This window comes from Candidatus Pseudothioglobus sp. Uisw_050_01 (genome assembly GCF_048085775.1).
Taxonomy (GTDB): domain Bacteria; phylum Pseudomonadota; class Gammaproteobacteria; order PS1; family Pseudothioglobaceae; genus Pseudothioglobus.
Genome location: NZ_CP159804.1, coordinates 625,087 through 644,798, shown reverse-complemented (window position 1 = coordinate 644,798; position 19,712 = coordinate 625,087). Strand labels below are relative to the sequence as shown.

The following is a 19,712-nucleotide window of genomic DNA, read 5'->3' as shown; positions in this document are numbered from 1 at the left end:
AAAGATTATTTAACATTAAATTTAAATACAATCTCTCTATCAAATGCTCCCTCATCTAGAGGAAGTGGAAGAGGCGATGATTTGAAGACTGCTCTTCTGATGGACGCCCCAAATTCTTGTGCATTGCTTTTTGACATTAAAGGTAAAGCACACCCTAGAATTTTTACGCTCTCTACAGCGCCATTCTCAGCTTGATTAATTAGAACATCGCAACTCCAACTGTTTTCTGCACCTTCATAGCGCCAAAATTGTTTTATATTTGCTTCAACACTCTTAATGTAGGGTGACTTTAAAGTACTCATTTGAGATGAGCTTTGTTCTACTTCAGAATCTTTATTAAGGCTGTTCCTTTGTCTTTCAAACTCTTCATTTCTTTTTGTTAATGCCTCAATACGAATTGCTTGTTCTTCAGGATTTAGCTTTGACATTTGACATATGAAATTTAATAAGATTTCATAACCAGTGTTTGGCTCATAGTATTCCCAAGAACTAACCATATTATTTTCAATGCCTTCACCCTCTCCCATAGGCATTGAAAAATTAACTCGTTTATTAACTTTAAACCCCTTTAAATTGCAATCACCCTGAGCATTAGATTTAGCACTCCCATTAGTCCATGAATCCATATAAAGCCAATAAATGAAGCCTTCTCGCTCTTCCAGTGTTGTAAAGTCGATATATAAAGAGGAATTATTACCTGGCAGAACAGTTGTCCACTCACCATAAGCATTAAATGAGAGTATTAGAGAAGACAATATTAAGAGTAGTTTATTTTTCATAGTGATTATTCTAAATGGAACATATAAATGATAGATGAAGATTAGGAGTTATTTAGATAAAGATGACTACTTAGATAAGTCTGAACAAAGTCTAAACTCTTTTCAAATACTTAACCTCTGGCAGCTGAGATGGCTTTTTGAGGACTGTATCGAAGGAATAGAGCTATAGCAAGGATAAAAGCAATACCTTCTGCAATTGAAAGAGCGGCAATAAACCGAAAATCAGATAGTAAGCTATAAAAAAGTATTAAAAGACCAGTTGGAAGAATCAATCCCCGATTCATCGCTAAAAGCGCAGACTGAAATGGCAGATGAATAGCCGTTAAGTAGCCAGTTATCATCATATTAAAGCCAGCAAAAATAAAAATTGGCCAAACATAAGTTACAAATTCTAAAGCCAATGCCACAGTCTGATCGCTATCCTTCTCATTAACAAATAGATAAATTAGAGGCTCACTTGCTGTCACCAATACAGTTATAAAAAATAAACTTAATAAAGCAACTATAACGCAAGCAGTTTTAAGAAAGGCTCGAGTACGCTGCGCATTTTGAGCTCCATAATTTTGAGAAATCATCACCTGACTCGTGTCCTCGATGGCAAAGAACATCATGAAGCCTGTCATCAACATATAATTTACAACAGTAATCGCAGCAACGCCGTCAACTCCAGCCCTCTGAATAAGCATCCAGTTAAAAATAAAGGCAATAATAGCGCCAGAAACTTCATTAATAAATTCAGAGATTCCATTGTATGCTGCCTGGAATACTTCCATCCAGTTGTTCTGTCGAAAACTAAAACTTAACGTTCTTTCTGGCATAAAAAAATAAAATAGAATAACTAATAGAGATAGAACTTCTGATATGCCTGTTGCCCAAGCTGCGCCAGTTAATCCCCAATCATAAACTGCAATAAATAAATAGTCGAGTGCTATATTTACTACTGCGCCAACTCCAAGCGCAATGGCGGCAAGATTAGGTAAGCCATCCAAACGGATAAAGAAATACAGAGGGATAATAATCAACTGGAAAATGACAAATGGCATGATGATGCGGTAATACTCACTCATCACTGGGAATAGTTCTTTAGTAGCACCGAGACCCGAAAATATCTGCTCTTCAAATACTAGGGTCAGAGTAATGGATGCAATACCATAGAGAGTCATAAAAATTAGCGACTTACTGAAAATTGAAGATGCAGCTGTCTTATTTCCCTCACCAAGATACTTTCCGCCTCGAACTGAGCCTCCAATCGACATCATCATACTAACGCCGAATAGGATAGTAATTATTGGAATAATAAGATTAACTGCAGCTAGAGCAGTAATGCCCACATAGTTTCCAATAAAAATGCCATCCACCAATGAGGAAGATGTCATGGCAATTAAGCCCAGAACAGATGGAATCAGATACCTAACGAACGTAGGGAAAATCTCACCATTAAGAGCGTCATTATCTTTAGTTAGATCAACATTCATTGGAATTCGAATCTATATTTTTAATGAATGCCATTTTCACACAATTTACTCAAAGCAATGAGAGCTTGTAATCTATTTAAAAATGGTGGAGCGGACGATCAAGAAATAACATAATCTTATTTCTTATATCAAAGCATTTTTAGATTTGTTAAAAACTAATGTGACCAACATATACTATATTTAATTTACCGTAACATTAATTAGGTTTGATAATCAGTCCACTTTTTGCATCATAAACATTTAATGCACTTGTTGTGTAATTTACATAAACAGACTCACCCACAGAATAAGTTGAATCATGTGCAACTCTTGCTATGACAGCAGTCTTTCCACGAGTTAATTGAATGATTGTTTCTGGACCATTTGGCAACACTGCAGTGACAGAGTATTCTTCACTGGATGAAGTTATTTGTTTTGATACAACTAGATCTTCAGGATGTGCACCCAAAACTATTTCATCAACACCTGGAACCCAGCCAATATCAATACTCATATCATCGTTTTTATAGATACTTTTGTATGAATTAGCTGCTCTCAGTGTAATTAAATTAATCCGTGGCATACCAATAAAGTCTGCAACAAAAGTGTTACTAGGCTGGTGATATAAATCACTTGGCGCAGCAACTTGCTGAATTTGACCATCTTTCATTACAACAACACGAGTTGACATTGTCATTGCCTCTGTTTGATCGTGAGTCACATAAACTGTTGTTGCACCAGCATCTGATTGAAATCTTTTCAATTCGACTCTCATATCCATCCGTAACCTTGCATCAAGATTAGAAAGCGGCTCATCCATTAAGAATACTGGTGGCTTTGTTGCCAAAAGTCGAGCGAGAGCAACTCGCTGCTGTTGACCCCCCGATAATTCAGATGGATACCTGTCTGCAAGCTGATCCATGCCAAGATTTAAAAGGACATTATCAAGAGTTTCTTTTGAAATATTTGCTGGGGTCTTTAAGACGTCGAGACCAAACTTTACATTGTCTCGAACGGTCATATGGGGCCAAAGTGCATAGCTTTGAAAGACCATTCCCAAGTCTCGCTTACCAGGGGGTGTCATAATCTTGTCTGAAGAGGAAAACATAACTGTATCTCCAATAATGATCTCACCTTCATCAGGAGTTTCAAGACCTGCAAGACAGCGAAGTAAAGTTGTTTTTCCACAACCAGAAGGACCAAGCAACACCAAAAACTCTCCTGAATCTATCTCCAAAGAAACATTATTAAGTGCTATTGCTGAGCCGTATTTCTTAGTTAAATTACGAATAATTATGTTTGCCATTTTTTGTCCTAATTAGTCTAGTTTTTCACGCAAGCGCGCCATCCTACCTTTACCAATCCACCAAAGAATCAGTTCACCTAAAATTGTTAAAATTGCAACGATCAATACCAGTGCGTTTGAAAGTTGAGTTAATCCCTCCTCTGCATAGCCAAAGCCGGCTGTCATTAAGACTCGTGTAGATGGGGTAATTAACAGAATAATCAATGATAACTCGCGCATAACGCCCACAAAGCTAACCATCATGCCAGATGTTAGTCCAGCACTAGCAAGTGGCATTACAATGTGTCGAAACCGTTGACTCCAACTTGCGCCGGCTACTTCAGCCGCTTCTTCCAGTTCCTTTCCAATCTGTGTTACTGCTGTGACACCAGTTTTTACTGAATAAGGCAATCGACTGACCACAGAAATAAGCACCAAAAGCGAAAAGGTTCCATATAGTGCAGGAATAGGTCCCACTGGTTCAGCAAATAGCGTCAGATACATTGCACCAAAGGCAATGGTTGGGAATAGAAAAGGAATAAACGCAATTTGATCTAATGCCTGTGCTAACGGATTATCAGCTTTTCTAACAACTATATATGCGATGATGAGACCAATGACTGATGCAATTACTGCCGATATAGATGCTAATTTAAGAGTATTCCAGGTAGCACCTATAATGTTATTATTATGAAAAACCCCAGGCTCGCCAAAAGCAATATCAGGATTAGAGCCCCCAGTCCAAAAATGCCATGTCAGATTTTCAAGACCAAAAAACCCATCAATTAACATTACAGACTGAACTGCTAAAAGAATTAATGGCAAGATACCGACGATAAAAGCAAATAAGGCAACCGTTAAAAAAACTGGCCAACGCCACTGACCAAGCGCAACCTCACGACTTCGAAAACCTTTACCACCTATGGTTTCAAACCTACTAGTTTTCTTTCCAACGAAGCGATTTGATAGCCAAATTGAGACTAAAGATATTACAATCAAAATTACTGCTAACACAAAGGCCAAAGAATCTAGTCCAAGCGCAAGGTTGGCATAAACCATCGTGGCGACTGTGTGGAACTGAACTGGCGCACCTAAGAGAAAAGGTAGTGCAAACTGGCCAATAGTTTTTCCAAATGTTAGGATAAAGGCTGCTACAAAAGCAGGGGCGACAACTGGGAAGGTTATTCTACGTAAAATTGTCAACTTTCCAGCGCCTGAAATAAGCGCACTTTCCTCCATCTGAGAATCAATTGTGGCCAGTGCACCTGCCACCAAAAGGTAGGCAAAAGGGAAATAGTGAATAGCCAGAGTAATCGAAATTGGCACCGTACCATATGAAATCCATTCTGGTGGAGCCACTCCTAAGAAAGACTCGTATAACCCTGGCTGCCCTCCAACTTTTGGACTACGAAAAACTGTCTCCCAGGCGAGCGCTATTGCAAAAGAAGGGATTATGTAAGGAAGTGTTAGGATTGGCTGCAACCAGCCCTTACCAGGCATATCAGACCTAACCACACACCAAGCTAAAATGCCCCCTGCAGAAAGCGCAATAATTGTGGCAATAATGCCAGTAATTAATGTATTTATCAAAGGCCCATATAGCATCTTTCCAGCAATTGGGCTGGCTGTTGCTTGAAGCCAATGGAACCAAGTAAATTCTCCTGGGACAGCATCCCTTGAAAGGCGTCGGTCACCCTCACCCCAAGTAAGTGTTTCTAAAACTAATTGAAAAAATGGCCAGAGGACTAAATAAGCCAGCACAACTAAAAGCAAGGCCAAAGCAATATTTACTGGATTAAGTAAGAGTCCACGAATAACTCCATCAAACCATTTTTTTTGCGTAGTAAAATTACTCATTTACCTTCCTTAACGCCAAGAAAATTGGCTCTAAGATGTTCTAATGCCTCCATACCCTGGACAGCTTTTTTGGATTTTTTGTGTAAAAGAGTCATCGCCAATGCCTCACAAACAAGCATTGGGCCAGAGCGCAGTTGCATTACACCCTCATTTGGCCGACTCACGCTTAGCACCATATCTGGTTTTGGCCTTGTAGTTAGAATAGTTGCGTCTCCGATTGCAATTGAATGTGCACCAACACTTCGTGCACTCTCAATTAAAGCTGAATATCCAGATGGCAGTGAGTTAAATGACTGAAAACCAAAAATAACAATTGCATCACCTTTTTGTATTCCAACTAATTGTTCAGCTAAATCTCGCCTTTGTAAGTTTAAAGCAACGCGGCAATGAATTCCTGATCTTCGCAAACGACGCTCAAAATGAATCATTAATGGAGCAGCACTTCCTCGTCCAACAATAAAAATACTTTTTGCACTCTCAATTTTGTCAACAACGCTATCAATCTGGTTCTGTGAAACTGTATTTGAGATCGCTGCGATAGCGGCGATTTCACTCTCAATAAGATCTGAGAGGTTTGACCCCTTTTCAATTAAGTCGATACGCTGTCTAATCTTATCTGAAGCTATTTTTTTGACTTCTACATCCTGCCTTAGCCTACGCCTCATATCTGGAAATCCATCAAATCCTAGCTTTCGGGCAAGGCGAACAACAGTTGAAGCATGAACAGCTGCTTTAGATGCAAGCTCAGCTGAAGACAAATAGACTGCCTCGGAAGGCTCCCCTAGAATGATATTTATCAGCTCCCTGTCTGCATCCGTCAGTTTTCCGTCGAACGCTTCAACAAGTGATTCAAAACTTTTTTGTTTTTCCATTGTCGTAATCTACTTGGCATTATTTTGCAAAAATTATAGCACATTTAATATTTAGTGCAATTTTTATTGCATAAATAAAAATAATGTGGTAAAAAAGAATCAGTAAATAGTAAATAGTAAATAGTTAGAAAAATTAAATAATTAAAATAGGAGAACAACAAATGAAAACAATAAATTCACTGAATGTATTTGCTTTATCGTTGGGTATCGCATTTATGTCAATTGGCTCTGCTCAAGCTGATGAGGCTTGGCAAAAAAAAGCAGGCGTAGGAATCTATGCCCCAGCTAATCAAGACTGGGACGCAATTGAAGCATCTGCTCGTAAAGAAGGACAAGTAGTCATCTACTCTGTTTCTTCACGGATTGCAAAACTAGTTGATGGCTTTAAGGAAAAATATGGCATTGATATTATAGGATATGATATTTCATCTGATCTTCAATTAGAAAAGCTGTCACGTGAACATCGAGCTGGTGTCTATTCTGTAGACGTTCTATTTAATTCAGAATCTTCGATCTTACTTAACGAAGCTTTACCTAAGAAATTAGTTTGGAATTTCATTCCTGACAGTGTTATTAGTGATTTAGATTCAGGTGAAATGAATCCTTTACTGATACAGCGTCACTCCAGTCGAATTGTTTATTACAATACCGCTGTTCATCCAGATGGTGCCCCAATTGATTCTCTATGGGATATGACTCGTGATGAATGGAAGGGTCGTACCCTTTTACCCAGTCCACTTGAGGATAGTTTGTCTGCTAATTTTATTCAAACAATCTTAAATAATTCTGACGAGATGGCAGCTGCCTATAAAAGAGAATTTGGTGAAGATATAAGCTTTTCTGAAGATGTAATTGAAGCAGTTGAGGAAAATGTTACAGTAGACAGTCCAACTGCCTCAATGGAATGGTTATACAGATTTTTACACAATGAGCCAGTATTTCAGGGTTCAACAACAAAAATCTTTAAAAATGTTGGCGATGTCACTCAGGAAAAACCACCAATTGGAATCACTACATTTTCAAAATTGCGCAAGAACAAAGATGGTGTATATTCTTCAGGTCCAGCATATGACCTTGACCCAGCTTTTGGTGTAACTTATCCAACGGCATTGATGATAGCCGATATGGCGCCACATCCAAATGCAGCTAAACTTCTAATCCGTTACATGATGGAGGAAGATGGCTTTAAACCTTGGAATGAACCGGGAGACTATGCTGCACGTTCTAGCCTTGAAACTAAGCAATTAGCAAAATTTGATTTGCCAGCTTTTGGAGACCTTGCTCTATGGCCTGTTGATCCAGAAGAAATATACTATTCTAAGTTTGGCTTCCTTGCGCTTTATCTAGCTTTAATGCCTTAAAATAGCTTAATATCGCCCTGGTTAAAAATCTATCCAGGGCAAAAAAATCTATGTTTTACACTCAATTTATCTTTTATTTAAATAAGGAAGCAAGGTGCTACTAAAAACCATACTTTTTGATGCTGGTGATATTCTTTACAATAAACCCAACAGAAAATCATCAGTGATTAAATTCCTTACTGAGCGTGGCTATGCTGCACCAGTTGAGAATGATCCAATTGAAAAAGCAAAGAGGCGTGATGCTCATGCTGGAAAGATTGAAACTGAACACTTTTTTGAATGGCTAATGGAGCATTATGGTGTAACAAATTTAACAGATGCTGCTGATGGAATTAAGCTATTAAAAGAACAGCAAAGTGATGTCCATTTTTTTGAAGGAGTGCCTGAAACCCTTCATGAGCTTAAGAGATTGGGGTTTAAGCTTGGTATTGTAACTAATACATTCAACTCCCGACATGAAAAAAATATCTGGTTTGAGTCTGTCGGTATTGATGGTATCTGGGACTCCTATGCCGATTCATTTGAGCTTCAAATAACAAAGCCTGATCCAGGAATCTATTTGGCAGCGCTATCACAACTTAATGTGAGTCCAGAAAATGCAGCCTTTGTTGGACATGCACAGATTGAGATAGATGGAGCTAAAGCCATTGGATTGACCACAATTATATTCAACCCTGATCCTAATTGTACAAAAGCTGATTATAGAATAGAGAACTTTAAAGATTTACTAGAAATTACTCCAATTACAAAGTCAAAAATTTGATTCACTTTTTTTAAGATAACAGAACACCGCAAATGATTGTCGTTAATATACTATGAACCTACTAATTGAACTTTTAGGATCAATTGCACTTCTGTTATGGGGTCTTCGAATGGTTCGAACTGGAGTGATGCGCTCCTATGGTAACAACCTAAAGAGTTTAGCGCGTCGATCAGAAGGTAAGACTTTACCCGCGTTTACATCAGGATTACTGGTTGCGGCTATGCTGCAAAGCAGCACAGCAGCCATTTTAATATCCGCCTCATTTGCAGGCCAGGGGCTCATCAGTGTTGGTTCTGCTTTTATAACAATGTTAGGAGCCGATGTTGGAACCTCAGTCGCGGTTCTTATTGCCTCTCAAAAATTTACGACTCTAGCCCCCTTACTTTTAGCGATAGGCGTTTTTGGTTTTATTGGATCCAAAGTCAACAAATGGCAAAATGTTTTTAGGGCAATCAGTGGACTAGGATTAATTCTATTCGCTCTTTCATTAATTGCATCAACTGCTGGCGGCCTATCAGAACTAAAACAATTTACTGCGCTGTTAAATATATTTGAGGATCAGCCCATATTCTTTATTCTTTTGGCATTGATTCTGACTTATCTTTCATACTCAAGTTTAGCCATTGTTTTGCTATCTGTGAGCTTTCTAGCCACAGGTGTGATTGGAGTAAGTGAGGGGTTATACCTAGTATTAGGTGCAAATTTAGGAAGTGGGATGCTTCCTCTTATCTCAAACTGGAGAGGATCCATACAAGAGTTAACACCTGTATTGGCAAATCTCATTGTAAGAGTAATTTGTATTTTAGCTTTTTATCCATTTGTTGACTTCGTTGCTACATTTGGATTAAAGTTTGTTTCTATTGAGTTATTCCCCGCAATTTATCACCTGTCTTTGAATTTGATTGTGGCTATTGTAGGCGTTATATTTTCTAAAAATATTCTTATGCTTGCAACAAAAATGCTCTCTAATCTTCAGGAGAAAGAGCTTAGTCAGCCTAGTTTTTTAGAAGCAAATAATTTTGCAATGCCAGCAATTTCTCTTGCTAGTGCAAAACGTGAAGCGATTCATATGGCTGAGATTTCACAAAAAATGGTTGTCTCTTCACTCGCTGTTCTTCGAGATGACAATATCGCTTTACGCAGTGAAGTGATTAAAAATGAGGATATTGTAGATAACATATTTGATTCAATAAAACTCTATATAGCAAGGATCTTACAAGAAGAGTTAACGCCATCAGAGACTCAAAAAGCTTTAAATATCCTTAACTTCACAACAAGCATGGAGCATATTGGCGACATTATTAATAACAGCTTAATGGACATTTCAGGTAAAAAAATTGATAAACATATACAGTTTTCAAAAGAAGGATTAAATGAAATTATCTCTATACATGAGGTTGTTTGTTCAAATTATGATCTAGCTATTAATACCTTTGTCTCTGATGATTGTGAGCTTGCAAGAGTGCTTTATGAGAAGAAACAAGAGCTCCATAATCTTGAAAAACGCTCAGTCACTAAACATCTTCAGAGGATTGGAAAAGGTATTACTGATAGTTTAGAAACTAGCTCTATGCATATTGATGTAATACGTGATTACAAGAAAGTAAATAGTCTTTTATCTTCGGTGGCTTATCCAATTTTAATTGCTTCAGGTGAGATTCTAGAGTCAGGGTGGAAGCAAAAAATATAGTAGTACACTCTTTCAAAAAGAATCAAATAAATCTAGCTATAAAAAGACCATAAATTCTTAAAACGTTCACAACAATAAATTTAAATCGTTCACATCACCAAGATGTGAACGATTTAAATCTAACTATAGAAACTATAATAAACTGCAATTAAATTGGATAAACCAGTACAGCCCTTTAAAACAAAGAACTGAGAAGTTTATTAAACTGGATTAAACTATAAGAAAACTACTAAATTGGCGGAGCGGACGGGGGTCGAACCCGCGACCTCCTGCGTGACAGGCAGGCGTTCTAACCAACTGAACTACCGCTCCAATTTTTTGGTGGGCGCTACAAGACTTGAACTTGTGACCCTCGCCTTGTAAGGGCGATGCTCTCCCAACTGAGCTAAGCGCCCAAAAAAAATGCCCGAATCACTTCAGGAATCGGGCATATTATACTGACAAAAATCTATCTAGTTAACAGATTCCTTTAATAATTTTCCTGCTTTAAATGCCGGAGCATTTGAAGCTTTAATTTGAATAGTAGCACCTGTTTGTGGGTTACGGCCGCTTCGAGCTGCACGCGCTCTAACTAGGAAACTACCAAAACCTGTAATGGCAACTGAATCGCCTTTTGCTAATGCACCAGTGATAGCGCTAGTTGTTGCTTCTAAAGCGCGAGCTGCGTCTGCCTTAGATAAACCTGAGTTATCAGCGATGGCTGAAACTAAATCTGATTTATTCATTGTTCATAATCCTTATATGTTTATAAATTTAAAAAAACCAAAAATATATTATGGCGTTCAAAATGGATTATACATCATTAAACCCCTGTCTCAAGGCATATCTAGAAAAAAATACAAATAAAATATTGCATAATATGTAATTTGAATAAAAATACTCTAACTTTCAATGGATTTCAAGTGAATAGCGAATTTTTCTTCCCAAACATTTTGATCAATTTCGCCAATATGCTTATAAAGAATAACGCCTTCTTCATTAACTAAGAAAGTCTCAGGTGTTGCATAAACCCCAAGATCCATTCCAATCTTACCAGTTGGATCAAATATAATTTCATCAAAAGGATTACCCATTATTTCTAGATACTTTGCACCATTTTCCCTGGTGTCTTTGTAGTCAATCCCAATCATTTGAAGGTTTGTGTTTTTTGCTATATTCATAATCATTTGATGCTCTTTTCGGCAGGTAGTGCACCACGATGCCCAAACATTTACTAAAGTCATATTATTAGCAAGTAGATTTGAAACTGCAATAGTCTCATCTGTGTAAAAATCTTTTCCCTGAATTGAAGGAAACATTTTTCCTAAAAGTGGAGAAGGCAGTTTGCTTGGATTTGAATTAAGGCTTAAAAACAGAAACACTGCAATAATAATAAATACAATTAATGGAATTAGTTTTTTCATTCTTTTGCCTCAATCGATTGTAATGCCGCTGCAACCTCAGGCGGCATATAGTTTTCATCATGCTTAGCCAATACATCTGTTGCCAGAAATGTATATTTGCACCCCTTACCAAACCAATTTTTAACGCACTTTGAAGTCAATGATCCACTCGTAACAACCCCCTGCCCCTCTCTAAAAAGATCAGGCAGAATACCTTCATAGTTTACTTCAATTGATTTATTATTGTCTGTCACAACAAAGCTTACCATCATGCCTCGTCTCTGAACACTATCTTTTTCAACCAGTCCGCCAACTCTAAAACTTTTTCCAATTGGGGCCTTCCCATTCGCTACATCAGTTGGTGTATAGAAATATAATAGATTTTCATTAAACGCTTTGATGCCTAAATAGCCAGCTGAAAACACGCCAAATAATAGAAGTGCAACAAGAAGCATACGGTTTTGTCTTCGAGTCATTGGCTTCTTGAATACTTATTTTTAAGACTCATTAGGGCTTTTTTATGATTCCTATTCGCACTTAAGAACAGAGTAATAATTGTTATTGCAGAAACTCCATATGCTAGCCAAACATAAAATGCATATTTGCCATAAGGAAGAAAGGAAAAATACTCTACCATTGTCATGAGACTACTCCAGTAACTTCTTCTTGAACCCATCGCGAATTTTGCTCACGAATTAAAACCTCAGTTTTAGCTTTAATAGCCACTAATAATGCATAAAGAAATATAGAAGCAATAAACATTAGTGCGAGAGCAATTTGCATATCAGGATCTTTTAAACCACCGGTACCAACTGAGTAACCCTGGTGAAGTGTATTCCACCATTTGACTGAATAATGAATAATGGGTAAATTCACTAAACCAACTAACGCTAGGATTGAGCTTGATTTAGCGGCAGTTCTTGGGTTATCAAACGCATTATTTAGAGACATATAAGCTAAATATAAAAAAAGTAAGATAAGCTCTGAGGTTAGTCTTGCATCCCAAACCCACCAAGCTCCCCACATTGGCTTTCCCCAGACAGCTCCTGTCACTAATGCAATAATTGTAAAGGCAGCACCAATAGGGGCTGAAACCTTTGCAACTACTTCAGCCATCTTAATCTGCCAGATAAGTCCAATACCTCCAGCAATAGCCATAATTGCATAAACCATCATTGATAAAATCGCACTAGGTACATGAATAAAAATAATTCTGTAGCCATCTCCTTGTTGATAATCCGCAGGAGAAACGATAAGCGCCCAGTATAGACCAATAACTAAAAAACCAATAAATGGCCAAAAAAACCAAGGGGTTAAGTTGGAACAGGTTTGGTAAAAAAATTTAGGAGAAGACTGCCTTTGAATCCATTTCCACATAAATAAAAAAAGCTAAAAAAAAGATTTTATTTTAATGATTTTTGAGCGACGTTGTTTCGTAAATATATTGGTTGTGGGAGTTCAAATGTTGGGTTTTGACCCAACTCAATTGCATGAATCGACAAATCTACCAATTCGGATGCCTCGGGGCATATAGTAAGGTCAGTTTCCTCAACATTAGAGGCTGTATATAATTTATCATAATGAACTGCCCATCCTGTTCCTACTCCCACAAAATCATCTCCTAAGCAATCAACATCTTCAGGGCCACAAATTTTCATTTTATTAATAGCACCATGATCATAAACTGCCCAGTAAACCTCTCCCATACGAGCGTCAAGTGCAATAGCAATTTTCTCTTTTTTAAGTATTTTAGATGCCCTAAATCCTAACAATTCAAGTGTTGAAAAACCAATAGTAGGAATACTGCAAGAAAGCGAAAGCCCCTGCACAACGCCAATACACATTCTCACTCCTGTGAAAGAGCCAGGTCCTTTTGAATATGTAATTAAATCAATCTCTTTTAATTGCCTTCCTGACTCATCAAAAACCTCGTCACAGAGTTTCAGGATGTGTCCAGAACTTTTTTCAACATTACTCAGAACTCTACTGGTCCTCACTCCAGAAGAATATAAAGTAACAGATGCAACCTCAGTGCAAGTATCTATAGCAAGTATATTCATCAAATTATTCTTTTATAGTTCTTATGCATCGACAAAATCATTTCAACACGTTTTTTAAGGCGATCAGGAAAATTCAAAGGATTGTAATAAGAGGGGCCTTTCAATAAGGCAACAAGCGTAGCCATTTCCTTTAAATTTAAACTACTTACATCTTTGTTAAAATAGTGCAAGCTTCCACTAGCAAAGCCATGAAAAGCAGTAGAGCCTTGTTGGGCTAAATATACCGTATTCATATATCTCTCAAGAATGAATTTTTTATCATATGACAGTTCTAATAAGATTGCCATTAAAGATTCTTTAGTTTTTCTTGTTAATGTTTTATCTCTTGAGAGAAGTGAGTTTTTTATCAACTGTTGGGTTATTGTGCTTGCGCCTCTAAGCTCTTTTTCATCAAATAAGTAACCATATAAAACTCTTAATATCTCCTTAAAGTCAACACCACCATGATTAAAAAATGATTGATCCTCAACTAGCAAAAGCATATTAACTAAGTCCTTGGGATAATCATCAAAAGAATACTTAACTTGAATTACACCCTCAACTAATTTTATATTTGTAGAAAATTCAGCCTTAACTAAGCTATTTAAATATAAAGCATAAGAAATAAAGATGAAAATACCAAATAAAAGTATTCGTTTAATCCATGAACTAATAATTGATTTCATTTTTTATACTTATAATTTTATTAGCATCAGTAAAGGGGCTATTTTCAAGCAGGCTAGAGCAAGAAGAATGAAGCCAATTAAAATTAGAATTCTTAGCAATTTTTTGAGCATTTTCTGGATTAACACCTGAGCCAGGCATAATTTCGATTTTACCCAGAGCTCTGCTGTGCATTTCTTTGAGGACAAATAAACCTTCATTAGCTGTGTCAAAGCCTCCAGAGGATAAGATGCAATCAAAGCCTAAATTAATAGCAATATTAACTGCTCCAACTGGGTCAGTTACTGTGTCAATAGCCCTATGTAAAGTTTTTTTTAATCCAAACGCATACGTGACAAGCTGCTCTAAAAAAGCTTGGTCTATAGTTCCATTAACTAATGTAGCTCCAAAAACAACACCTTCAAACCCAAAGGAACGAGCCATATCAATATCACCTTTCATTTGTTTTAGATCTCTTGATGAATAATGAAAATTACCACTTTTTGGGCGGACCATCATGCGCATCGGAATAGCGGCATTTAAGGCATGTCTCATTAAATAAGTTTCTGGAGTAAGGCCGCCTTGAACAAGGGAGCTACATAGCTCTATTCTATCGGCTTTGCCCTGCATACAGGCTTCCAATCCAGCTAAGTTATCAATACAAACTTCTAGTTTAGTTTCCATATAGTCAAATATAAATAGAGTTATTTTAAACAGTTCATCTAAATGCCTACATAATACGATAACAACAGCAAATAATTGATAAATATAGATTAAGTAGTATAAAATACACCCTTCCTTGCTTGATCAGCTTACGTTGGCAAGCTTTTTTAACCCATAAGGAGATGTTAATGAGACATTATGAAATAACCCTCATTGTCCACCCTGATCAAAGTTCTCAGGCAACGACAATGATTGAAAAATACAAAGAACTAATCACTTCAGGTGGTGGCATGGTCCACAGAGATGAAGACTGGGGTCGCAAACACCTCGCCTACCCAATCGATAAAATCTATAAAGCACATTATTTAATGATGAATATTGAGTGTGACAAAGATACTCTCGATAAATTGAACTATAACTTCCGATTCAATGATGCTATTCTTAGAAACTTAATAATTTCTAAAAAAGAGGCTATCACTAATCCATCAATTATGGTTACAGAATCTGACAAAGACAAAGATAAAGATCATGGTAAAGACAAAACCAAAGATCGTGTTGCTGACAAGAAATAGGAGATTGTAATGGCTAAAAAACAAGTAACTAAAAGACGTAAATTTCAAATCCCTATCAACCGTTTTTGTCGTTTTACAAAAGCTGGTGTCAAGGAAATTGATTATAAAGATATCGAAACTTTACTAAGAAACATTGACGAGAGTGGAAAAATCACTCCATCAAGAATAACTGGTACAACCGCTAGATTCCAAAGACAGCTTACTACTGCGATTAAACGAGCTAGATTCTTGGCGTTAATTCCATACACTGACAAACACAAAAAATAGGAGGCCTCATGAAAGTAATTTTATTAGAAAAAAATGAAAAATTAGGGAACCTTGGTGATATTGCAAATGTTAAGTCTGGATACGCACGAAACTATTTAATCCCTCAGGGTAAAGCTAAGCCAGCAAATAAAGCTAATATGGCTACTTTTGAAACAATACGTGCAGATCTTGAAGCTAAAGAACTTGCAGCAATGACAGATGCTCAATCAAAAGAAACTGCCATGTCAGATGTTGTATGTACAATTACAGCAAATGCAGGTGAAGAAGGAAAACTTTACGGCTCTGTTAGTCCAGCCGATATTGCTGAAAATCTTCTTGCACAAGGCTTTAAGGTTGAAAAAAGAGACATTAATATGCCTGAAGCCATAAGAAATATAGGTGAATATGAAGTAACAGTTTCTCTTTATGCAGAAGTTGTTGTAACAGTTAAAGTAATAGTTATCGCTGCGACTGAAGCAGAATAAGTTAATTTAAATCACATAAGTAAGTTAAAATAAAAAGCCCTTTTTGAGGGCTTTTTATTTTTCTAAACTCTACTAATGGATATTGAAAACCCAAAAATACCACCAAATTCAATTGACTCTGAGCAATCAGTTCTGGGTGGCCTTTTATTACATAATGATTCCTGGGATAATGTAGTTAACATAATTAGCTCTGATGATTTCTATCAAGCCTCTCATCGTATCATCTATGACGCAATAGTTATGCTTCTTGAACACGATAAGCCCGCAGACATTCTTACCGTTAAAGAACAGGTTATTAAGACACATGACGAGGAATCTATTGGTGGTTTTGCTTATTTAGCTCAAATCGCAGAAAACACACCGAGCGTTTCAAACATTGATGCTTACGCCAAGCATGTAAGAGAGCTCTCAATCTTTAGACAATTAATAAAGATTGGAAGAGAGCTAGCTGATACTGCCTTCCACCCAAAAGATATCGAAGTAAACAATTTACTAGATTTATCTGAAAGAAAAATCTTTGAAATTGCAGAACAGGTAAGTCGTAACAAACAAGAAATTACAAATGTAAAAGATATTATCAAAGATGTTGTTAATCGCGTTCATGAAATGCAAGAAAAGAAAGGCTTTAAGGGAACTGAGACTGGTTTTTCTGAATTAGATAAATTAACATCAGGACTCCAAAATGGTGACCTTATTATTATTGCAGGAAGGCCAAGTATGGGTAAAACAGCCCTATCAATGAATATTGTAGAGCATGTAGCTATTCATAATTCAACGCCTGTTGCGGTTTTTAGTCTTGAAATGCCGATGGAACAATTAGTAATAAGGATGATTTCATCATTTGGACGAATAGACTCTAGCAAGTTACGTGATGGTGACATGTCTGAAATTGATTGGAATAGCTTTAATCATGCAGTAAGAGCTTTTGAAGAGAATACAATTTTGATTGATGAAACGCCTTCAATCACCCCGACTGAAATTCGCGCAAAATGTAGAAGACTCAAAAGAAAATATCCTGACCTTGGCTTGATCATGATAGATTACTTGCAATTAATGACTGTTCATGGAAAATCAGAAAATAGAGTTCAAGAAATCTCAGAAATTTCACGCTCATTAAAAGCACTTGCTAAAGAAATTAATGTTCCAGTGATTGCACTCTCTCAGCTTAATCGAGGTGTAGAGTCTCGCACAAAAACTGGTAAAGGAAGAATACCTCAAATGGCTGATTTACGTGAATCTGGCTCCATTGAGCAAGATGCTGATATTATTGGATTTATATATCGTGATGAAGTTTATCATGATGATGCTTATACTAACCCAGAAGAAGTGGGAAAAGCTGATTTAAGAATAGCGAAGCATAGAAATGGTGCGACTGGTAATATAAAACTAGCCTTTGTAGGTCAGTATTCTAAATTTGAAGATTTAGCCTTTGAAGATAGATTTCAGGGTGTAAGTGATGATCAAATGGACGCATCCTATGTTAAAAATATGACAAATTTTGATCAAGGCGACTTCTAAAGCATCTTTAAAAAATCTTTCAAACGAGATTCCATGAACAACTCCTTTATTCAAATCAGTGATTGTCACATAGATGATGAAAAAAATGTATGGGGTATTGACTCTCAAAAAAATTTAAACTCTATAGTCAATAGTATTTCTAATAGAAATTATAACGCACTAATAATTAGTGGCGACCTGGCTCATAATGGAACTGCTTCTTCCTACTCAATTCTTAAAGATATAATTCACCCAATTAGTGATAATCTAGTCATTCTTCCTGGAAACCATGACAATCAATTGAATTTATTCTTAGCATTTAGTGAGCATTATTTATCAAAACTAACAGTTGCTGACTGGGAAATAATTTCTATAGATTCTGTTCAAAAAAATAAAACTAGTGGCTTTATAAAAAAAGCTGAACTTGAATTACTTACTAAAAAAATTCTCTCTTCGACTAAAAAATTTATTGTTCTTTGCCTTCATCATCCACCAATTTCTATGGAAAGTGATTGGGATGATAAAAAATCCTTAGAAAATTCAGATGATTTTTTTCATACTATAGATAAGTTTAGTAACATTAAAGCGATTATTTGGGGTCATGCTCATCAAAGCTCTGAATTCAATAGGAATAATGTAAAACTCTTTTCATGTCCATCGACTACTCTTCAATTTAATGGCCCTGAAATGATTGGCTATAACCACTTCAATTTGAGTGATAAAGGTGAGATTAATTGTGAGACGGTGTGGCTATGACAAACGATCAAATACTTAATAAATTAATTTATAACCAAAAAAAAGTAACTTACTCAAATATATCTGACATTTTTGAACTTAACTTTAAAAAAATTTCTAGACTTATACCTCTTCTACCTTCTATTAAGGATGACTTTGTTGGAATAAAAAAACCATCTAATGACCTGTTTTTACTATGTCATAATAAGGCCCCGTATACTGGTACATATACATTAACTCACAAGATTAAGTCTCAAGAGATAATTATTAATCGGCCAGATATTTGTTTCAAGATTTATTTTGATGCAAGACTTTTAGAGGTTACCTCAATCTGCAAAGAAACAAGAATTAATGACTCTCATCCTTTAATTACTGACTGTAGTGATTTAGCCTTTCAATTAGAGCTTAATCTCTTCATGCTAAGGTGGCTAGATTATTGTTTGGAAAGGTACAATGGTGCTGAATGGTCAAAAAGCAAATAAAAACTGAAAGCACAAAATTAGTCATTGCAATCTCCTCAAGGGCATTGTTTAATCTTGATTACTCACACCAAATTTTTAAAAATGAAGGCATAAAGGCATACGCAAAACACCAACAAGAAAATGAGCAAGTAGTTCTTGAACCAGGCGTAGGGTTTACTTTGGTTAAAAAGTTACTTAAATTAAATAGTAAAACAACGCCAATTGATGTCATCTTACTTTCAAGAAATAGTGCTGATACAGGCCTAAGAATTTTTAACTCAATCGAGCATTATGGTTTAAATATTTCAAGAGCAGCCTTTACTCGTGGTGAAAGTACCCACCCTTTTGTTGGTGCCTTTGAAGCGGACTTGTTTCTGTCTAGTAACTATAATGATGTTCAAAAAGCTTTAAAATCAGGCTATGCAGCTGCATCAATTATTGAGTCAAAATCAAACCATAGTCATCCCTCACAACTCAGAATTGCCTTTGACGGGGATGCTGTTATTTTTTCGGATGAATCTGAAAAAATATTTCAAGAGAAGGGTCTTGAAGCTTTTCATGAAAATGAAGTCCTGTCTGAAAAAATTAAACTAAAAGCTGGTCCATTTAAATCATTTCTGGTCTCTTTACAAAAAATTCAATCAACATTTCCTGAAGAAAATAATCCTATAAGAACTGCATTAGTTACTGCAAGATCGGCCCCAGCGCATAAAAGAGTTATTCACACCATGAGAGAATGGGGGATACGCATAGATGAGTCATTTTTTCTTGGTGGTCTTGAAAAAGGTGTCTTTCTAAGAGAGTTTGGAGCAGATATTTTCTTTGATGATCAGCAGCAGCATTGTGACTCAGCATCTCAGTATGTTTCTACTGGTCATGTCCCAAGTGGAATTAAAAATTTATAGCAT

General features: G+C 36.5%; 23 protein-coding genes and 2 tRNA genes. 10 read left to right on the top strand and 15 right to left on the bottom strand.

What is annotated here, in order from left to right; genetic code table 11:
• Positions 1 to 5 precede the first annotated feature (5 nt).
• The 5 genes from ABXT51_RS03200 to ABXT51_RS03180 all read right to left on the bottom strand — a co-directional run bounded on the left by ABXT51_RS03200 (position 6) and on the right by ABXT51_RS03180 (position 6,247).
• Positions 6 to 779: a surface-adhesin E family protein gene (locus ABXT51_RS03200; RefSeq protein WP_416696103.1), complete on the bottom strand. Its 774-nt coding sequence runs from the start codon at positions 777 to 779 to the stop codon at positions 6 to 8.
• Positions 780 to 889: 110 nt separating this feature from the next.
• Complete coding sequence (locus ABXT51_RS03195) at positions 890 to 2,254, bottom strand: MATE family efflux transporter (RefSeq protein ID WP_416696102.1); 1,365 nt, start codon at positions 2,252 to 2,254, stop codon at positions 890 to 892.
• Between the two features lie 196 nt (positions 2,255 to 2,450).
• Positions 2,451 to 3,539 carry an ABC transporter ATP-binding protein gene (locus tag ABXT51_RS03190; protein ID WP_416696101.1) on the bottom strand — a complete coding sequence of 363 codons (1,089 nt, stop codon included), beginning with the start codon at positions 3,537 to 3,539 and terminating at the stop codon, positions 2,451 to 2,453.
• A 12-nt stretch (positions 3,540 to 3,551) separates the two neighbouring features.
• Complete coding sequence (locus ABXT51_RS03185) at positions 3,552 to 5,375, bottom strand: ABC transporter permease (RefSeq protein ID WP_416696100.1); 1,824 nt, start codon at positions 5,373 to 5,375, stop codon at positions 3,552 to 3,554.
• Positions 5,372 to 6,247: a MurR/RpiR family transcriptional regulator gene (locus tag ABXT51_RS03180; RefSeq protein WP_416696099.1), complete on the bottom strand. Its 876-nt coding sequence runs from the start codon at positions 6,245 to 6,247 to the stop codon at positions 5,372 to 5,374. The genes ABXT51_RS03185 and ABXT51_RS03180 overlap by 4 nt, the downstream gene beginning before the upstream one ends.
• A 161-nt stretch (positions 6,248 to 6,408) precedes the next feature.
• On the opposite strand from ABXT51_RS03180, the gene ABXT51_RS03175 reads away from it, so the two are divergent.
• The 3 genes from ABXT51_RS03175 to ABXT51_RS03165 all read left to right on the top strand — a co-directional run bounded on the left by ABXT51_RS03175 (position 6,409) and on the right by ABXT51_RS03165 (position 10,061).
• A complete protein-coding gene (locus tag ABXT51_RS03175) occupies positions 6,409 to 7,608 on the top strand; it encodes an ABC transporter substrate-binding protein (RefSeq protein ID WP_416696098.1) in 1,200 nt (399 codons plus the stop codon).
• A 94-nt stretch (positions 7,609 to 7,702) separates the two neighbouring features.
• Positions 7,703 to 8,371 (top strand): HAD family hydrolase, encoded by a 669-nt coding sequence (locus ABXT51_RS03170; RefSeq protein ID WP_416696097.1) that lies wholly within the window; start codon positions 7,703 to 7,705, stop codon positions 8,369 to 8,371.
• A gap of 52 nt (positions 8,372 to 8,423) precedes the next feature.
• Complete coding sequence (locus ABXT51_RS03165; RefSeq protein WP_416696096.1) at positions 8,424 to 10,061, top strand: Na/Pi cotransporter family protein; 1,638 nt, start codon at positions 8,424 to 8,426, stop codon at positions 10,059 to 10,061.
• Positions 10,062 to 10,296: 235 nt separating this feature from the next.
• On the opposite strand, the gene ABXT51_RS03160 is transcribed toward ABXT51_RS03165, so the two are convergent.
• The 10 genes from ABXT51_RS03160 to ABXT51_RS03115 form a co-directional block, all read right to left on the bottom strand.
• Positions 10,297 to 10,373, bottom strand: a tRNA-Asp gene (locus ABXT51_RS03160).
• Positions 10,374 to 10,380: 7 nt separating this feature from the next.
• Positions 10,381 to 10,456, bottom strand: a tRNA-Val gene (locus tag ABXT51_RS03155).
• A gap of 57 nt (positions 10,457 to 10,513) precedes the next feature.
• A complete protein-coding gene (locus ABXT51_RS03150) occupies positions 10,514 to 10,786 on the bottom strand; it encodes an HU family DNA-binding protein (protein ID WP_416653091.1) in 273 nt (90 codons plus the stop codon).
• Positions 10,787 to 10,942: 156 nt separating this feature from the next.
• Positions 10,943 to 11,464 carry a DsbE family thiol:disulfide interchange protein gene (locus ABXT51_RS03145; RefSeq protein WP_416696095.1) on the bottom strand — a complete coding sequence of 174 codons (522 nt, stop codon included), beginning with the start codon at positions 11,462 to 11,464 and terminating at the stop codon, positions 10,943 to 10,945.
• On the bottom strand, positions 11,461 to 11,919 hold the full coding sequence (ccmE, locus tag ABXT51_RS03140; RefSeq protein ID WP_416696094.1) for a cytochrome c maturation protein CcmE: 459 nt from the start codon (positions 11,917 to 11,919) through the stop codon (positions 11,461 to 11,463). Before ccmE ends, ABXT51_RS03145 begins: the two co-directional genes overlap by 4 nt.
• Complete coding sequence (ccmD, locus tag ABXT51_RS03135) at positions 11,916 to 12,080, bottom strand: heme exporter protein CcmD (RefSeq protein WP_416696293.1); 165 nt, start codon at positions 12,078 to 12,080, stop codon at positions 11,916 to 11,918. Before ccmD ends, ccmE begins: the two co-directional genes overlap by 4 nt.
• Positions 12,081 to 12,082: 2 nt before the next feature.
• Positions 12,083 to 12,820, bottom strand: coding sequence for a heme ABC transporter permease (locus ABXT51_RS03130; protein ID WP_416696093.1), 738 nt, complete (start codon positions 12,818 to 12,820; stop codon positions 12,083 to 12,085).
• 26 nt (positions 12,821 to 12,846) lie between these two features.
• Positions 12,847 to 13,503 carry a tRNA (adenosine(37)-N6)-threonylcarbamoyltransferase complex dimerization subunit type 1 TsaB gene (gene tsaB / locus ABXT51_RS03125; RefSeq protein WP_416696092.1) on the bottom strand — a complete coding sequence of 219 codons (657 nt, stop codon included), beginning with the start codon at positions 13,501 to 13,503 and terminating at the stop codon, positions 12,847 to 12,849.
• The gene (locus ABXT51_RS03120) at positions 13,503 to 14,168 is read right to left on the bottom strand and encodes a transglycosylase domain-containing protein (protein ID WP_416696091.1); all 666 of its coding nucleotides are present in this window, start codon (positions 14,166 to 14,168) and stop codon (positions 13,503 to 13,505) included. Before ABXT51_RS03120 ends, tsaB begins: the two co-directional genes overlap by 1 nt.
• Positions 14,152 to 14,829 (bottom strand): copper homeostasis protein CutC, encoded by a 678-nt coding sequence (locus ABXT51_RS03115; protein WP_416696090.1) that lies wholly within the window; start codon positions 14,827 to 14,829, stop codon positions 14,152 to 14,154. The genes ABXT51_RS03120 and ABXT51_RS03115 overlap by 17 nt, the downstream gene beginning before the upstream one ends.
• Positions 14,830 to 14,996: 167 nt before the next feature.
• Here ABXT51_RS03115 and rpsF point away from each other — a divergent pair, with 167 nt between their 5' ends.
• The 7 genes from rpsF to ABXT51_RS03080 all read left to right on the top strand — a co-directional run bounded on the left by rpsF (position 14,997) and on the right by ABXT51_RS03080 (position 19,709).
• Positions 14,997 to 15,380 carry a 30S ribosomal protein S6 gene (rpsF, locus tag ABXT51_RS03110; RefSeq protein ID WP_416696089.1) on the top strand — a complete coding sequence of 128 codons (384 nt, stop codon included), beginning with the start codon at positions 14,997 to 14,999 and terminating at the stop codon, positions 15,378 to 15,380.
• Positions 15,381 to 15,389: 9 nt separating this feature from the next.
• On the top strand, positions 15,390 to 15,647 hold the full coding sequence (rpsR, locus tag ABXT51_RS03105; RefSeq protein WP_416696088.1) for a 30S ribosomal protein S18: 258 nt from the start codon (positions 15,390 to 15,392) through the stop codon (positions 15,645 to 15,647).
• An 8-nt stretch (positions 15,648 to 15,655) separates the two neighbouring features.
• Positions 15,656 to 16,111, top strand: coding sequence for a 50S ribosomal protein L9 (gene rplI / locus ABXT51_RS03100; protein ID WP_416696087.1), 456 nt, complete (start codon positions 15,656 to 15,658; stop codon positions 16,109 to 16,111).
• A gap of 75 nt (positions 16,112 to 16,186) precedes the next feature.
• A complete protein-coding gene (gene dnaB / locus ABXT51_RS03095; RefSeq protein WP_416696086.1) occupies positions 16,187 to 17,629 on the top strand; it encodes a replicative DNA helicase in 1,443 nt (480 codons plus the stop codon).
• Between the two features lie 33 nt (positions 17,630 to 17,662).
• The gene (locus ABXT51_RS03090; RefSeq protein ID WP_416696085.1) at positions 17,663 to 18,364 is read left to right on the top strand and encodes a metallophosphoesterase family protein; all 702 of its coding nucleotides are present in this window, start codon (positions 17,663 to 17,665) and stop codon (positions 18,362 to 18,364) included.
• On the top strand, positions 18,361 to 18,825 hold the full coding sequence (locus ABXT51_RS03085) for a DUF1249 domain-containing protein (protein WP_416696084.1): 465 nt from the start codon (positions 18,361 to 18,363) through the stop codon (positions 18,823 to 18,825). Before ABXT51_RS03090 ends, ABXT51_RS03085 begins: the two co-directional genes overlap by 4 nt.
• A complete protein-coding gene (locus ABXT51_RS03080; protein ID WP_271541173.1) occupies positions 18,807 to 19,709 on the top strand; it encodes a 5'-nucleotidase in 903 nt (300 codons plus the stop codon). Before ABXT51_RS03085 ends, ABXT51_RS03080 begins: the two co-directional genes overlap by 19 nt.
• Positions 19,710 to 19,712 lie beyond the last annotated feature (3 nt).

Coding starts and splice junctions, on each gene's coding strand:
- tsaB (WP_416696092.1), bottom strand. CDS start 13,503: ATGAATATACTTGCTATAGATACTTGCACTGAGGTTGCATCTGTTACT.
- dnaB (WP_416696086.1), top strand. CDS start 16,187: ATGGATATTGAAAACCCAAAAATACCACCAAATTCAATTGACTCTGAG.
- ABXT51_RS03090 (WP_416696085.1), top strand. CDS start 17,663: ATGAACAACTCCTTTATTCAAATCAGTGATTGTCACATAGATGATGAA.
- ABXT51_RS03115 (WP_416696090.1), bottom strand. CDS start 14,829: ATGGAAACTAAACTAGAAGTTTGTATTGATAACTTAGCTGGATTGGAA.
- rplI (WP_416696087.1), top strand. CDS start 15,656: ATGAAAGTAATTTTATTAGAAAAAAATGAAAAATTAGGGAACCTTGGT.
- ccmE (WP_416696094.1), bottom strand. CDS start 11,919: ATGACTCGAAGACAAAACCGTATGCTTCTTGTTGCACTTCTATTATTT.
- ABXT51_RS03180 (WP_416696099.1), bottom strand. CDS start 6,247: ATGGAAAAACAAAAAAGTTTTGAATCACTTGTTGAAGCGTTCGACGGA.
- ABXT51_RS03120 (WP_416696091.1), bottom strand. CDS start 14,168: ATGAAATCAATTATTAGTTCATGGATTAAACGAATACTTTTATTTGGT.
- ABXT51_RS03165 (WP_416696096.1), top strand. CDS start 8,424: ATGAACCTACTAATTGAACTTTTAGGATCAATTGCACTTCTGTTATGG.
- ABXT51_RS03200 (WP_416696103.1), bottom strand. CDS start 779: ATGAAAAATAAACTACTCTTAATATTGTCTTCTCTAATACTCTCATTT.
- ABXT51_RS03130 (WP_416696093.1), bottom strand. CDS start 12,820: ATGTGGAAATGGATTCAAAGGCAGTCTTCTCCTAAATTTTTTTACCAA.
- ABXT51_RS03150 (WP_416653091.1), bottom strand. CDS start 10,786: ATGAATAAATCAGATTTAGTTTCAGCCATCGCTGATAACTCAGGTTTA.
- rpsR (WP_416696088.1), top strand. CDS start 15,390: ATGGCTAAAAAACAAGTAACTAAAAGACGTAAATTTCAAATCCCTATC.
- ABXT51_RS03195 (WP_416696102.1), bottom strand. CDS start 2,254: ATGAATGTTGATCTAACTAAAGATAATGACGCTCTTAATGGTGAGATT.
- ABXT51_RS03080 (WP_271541173.1), top strand. CDS start 18,807: ATGGTCAAAAAGCAAATAAAAACTGAAAGCACAAAATTAGTCATTGCA.
- ccmD (WP_416696293.1), bottom strand. CDS start 12,080: ATGGTAGAGTATTTTTCCTTTCTTCCTTATGGCAAATATGCATTTTAT.
- ABXT51_RS03190 (WP_416696101.1), bottom strand. CDS start 3,539: ATGGCAAACATAATTATTCGTAATTTAACTAAGAAATACGGCTCAGCA.
- ABXT51_RS03145 (WP_416696095.1), bottom strand. CDS start 11,464: ATGAAAAAACTAATTCCATTAATTGTATTTATTATTATTGCAGTGTTT.
- ABXT51_RS03185 (WP_416696100.1), bottom strand. CDS start 5,375: ATGAGTAATTTTACTACGCAAAAAAAATGGTTTGATGGAGTTATTCGT.
- ABXT51_RS03085 (WP_416696084.1), top strand. CDS start 18,361: ATGACAAACGATCAAATACTTAATAAATTAATTTATAACCAAAAAAAA.
- rpsF (WP_416696089.1), top strand. CDS start 14,997: ATGAGACATTATGAAATAACCCTCATTGTCCACCCTGATCAAAGTTCT.
- ABXT51_RS03175 (WP_416696098.1), top strand. CDS start 6,409: ATGAAAACAATAAATTCACTGAATGTATTTGCTTTATCGTTGGGTATC.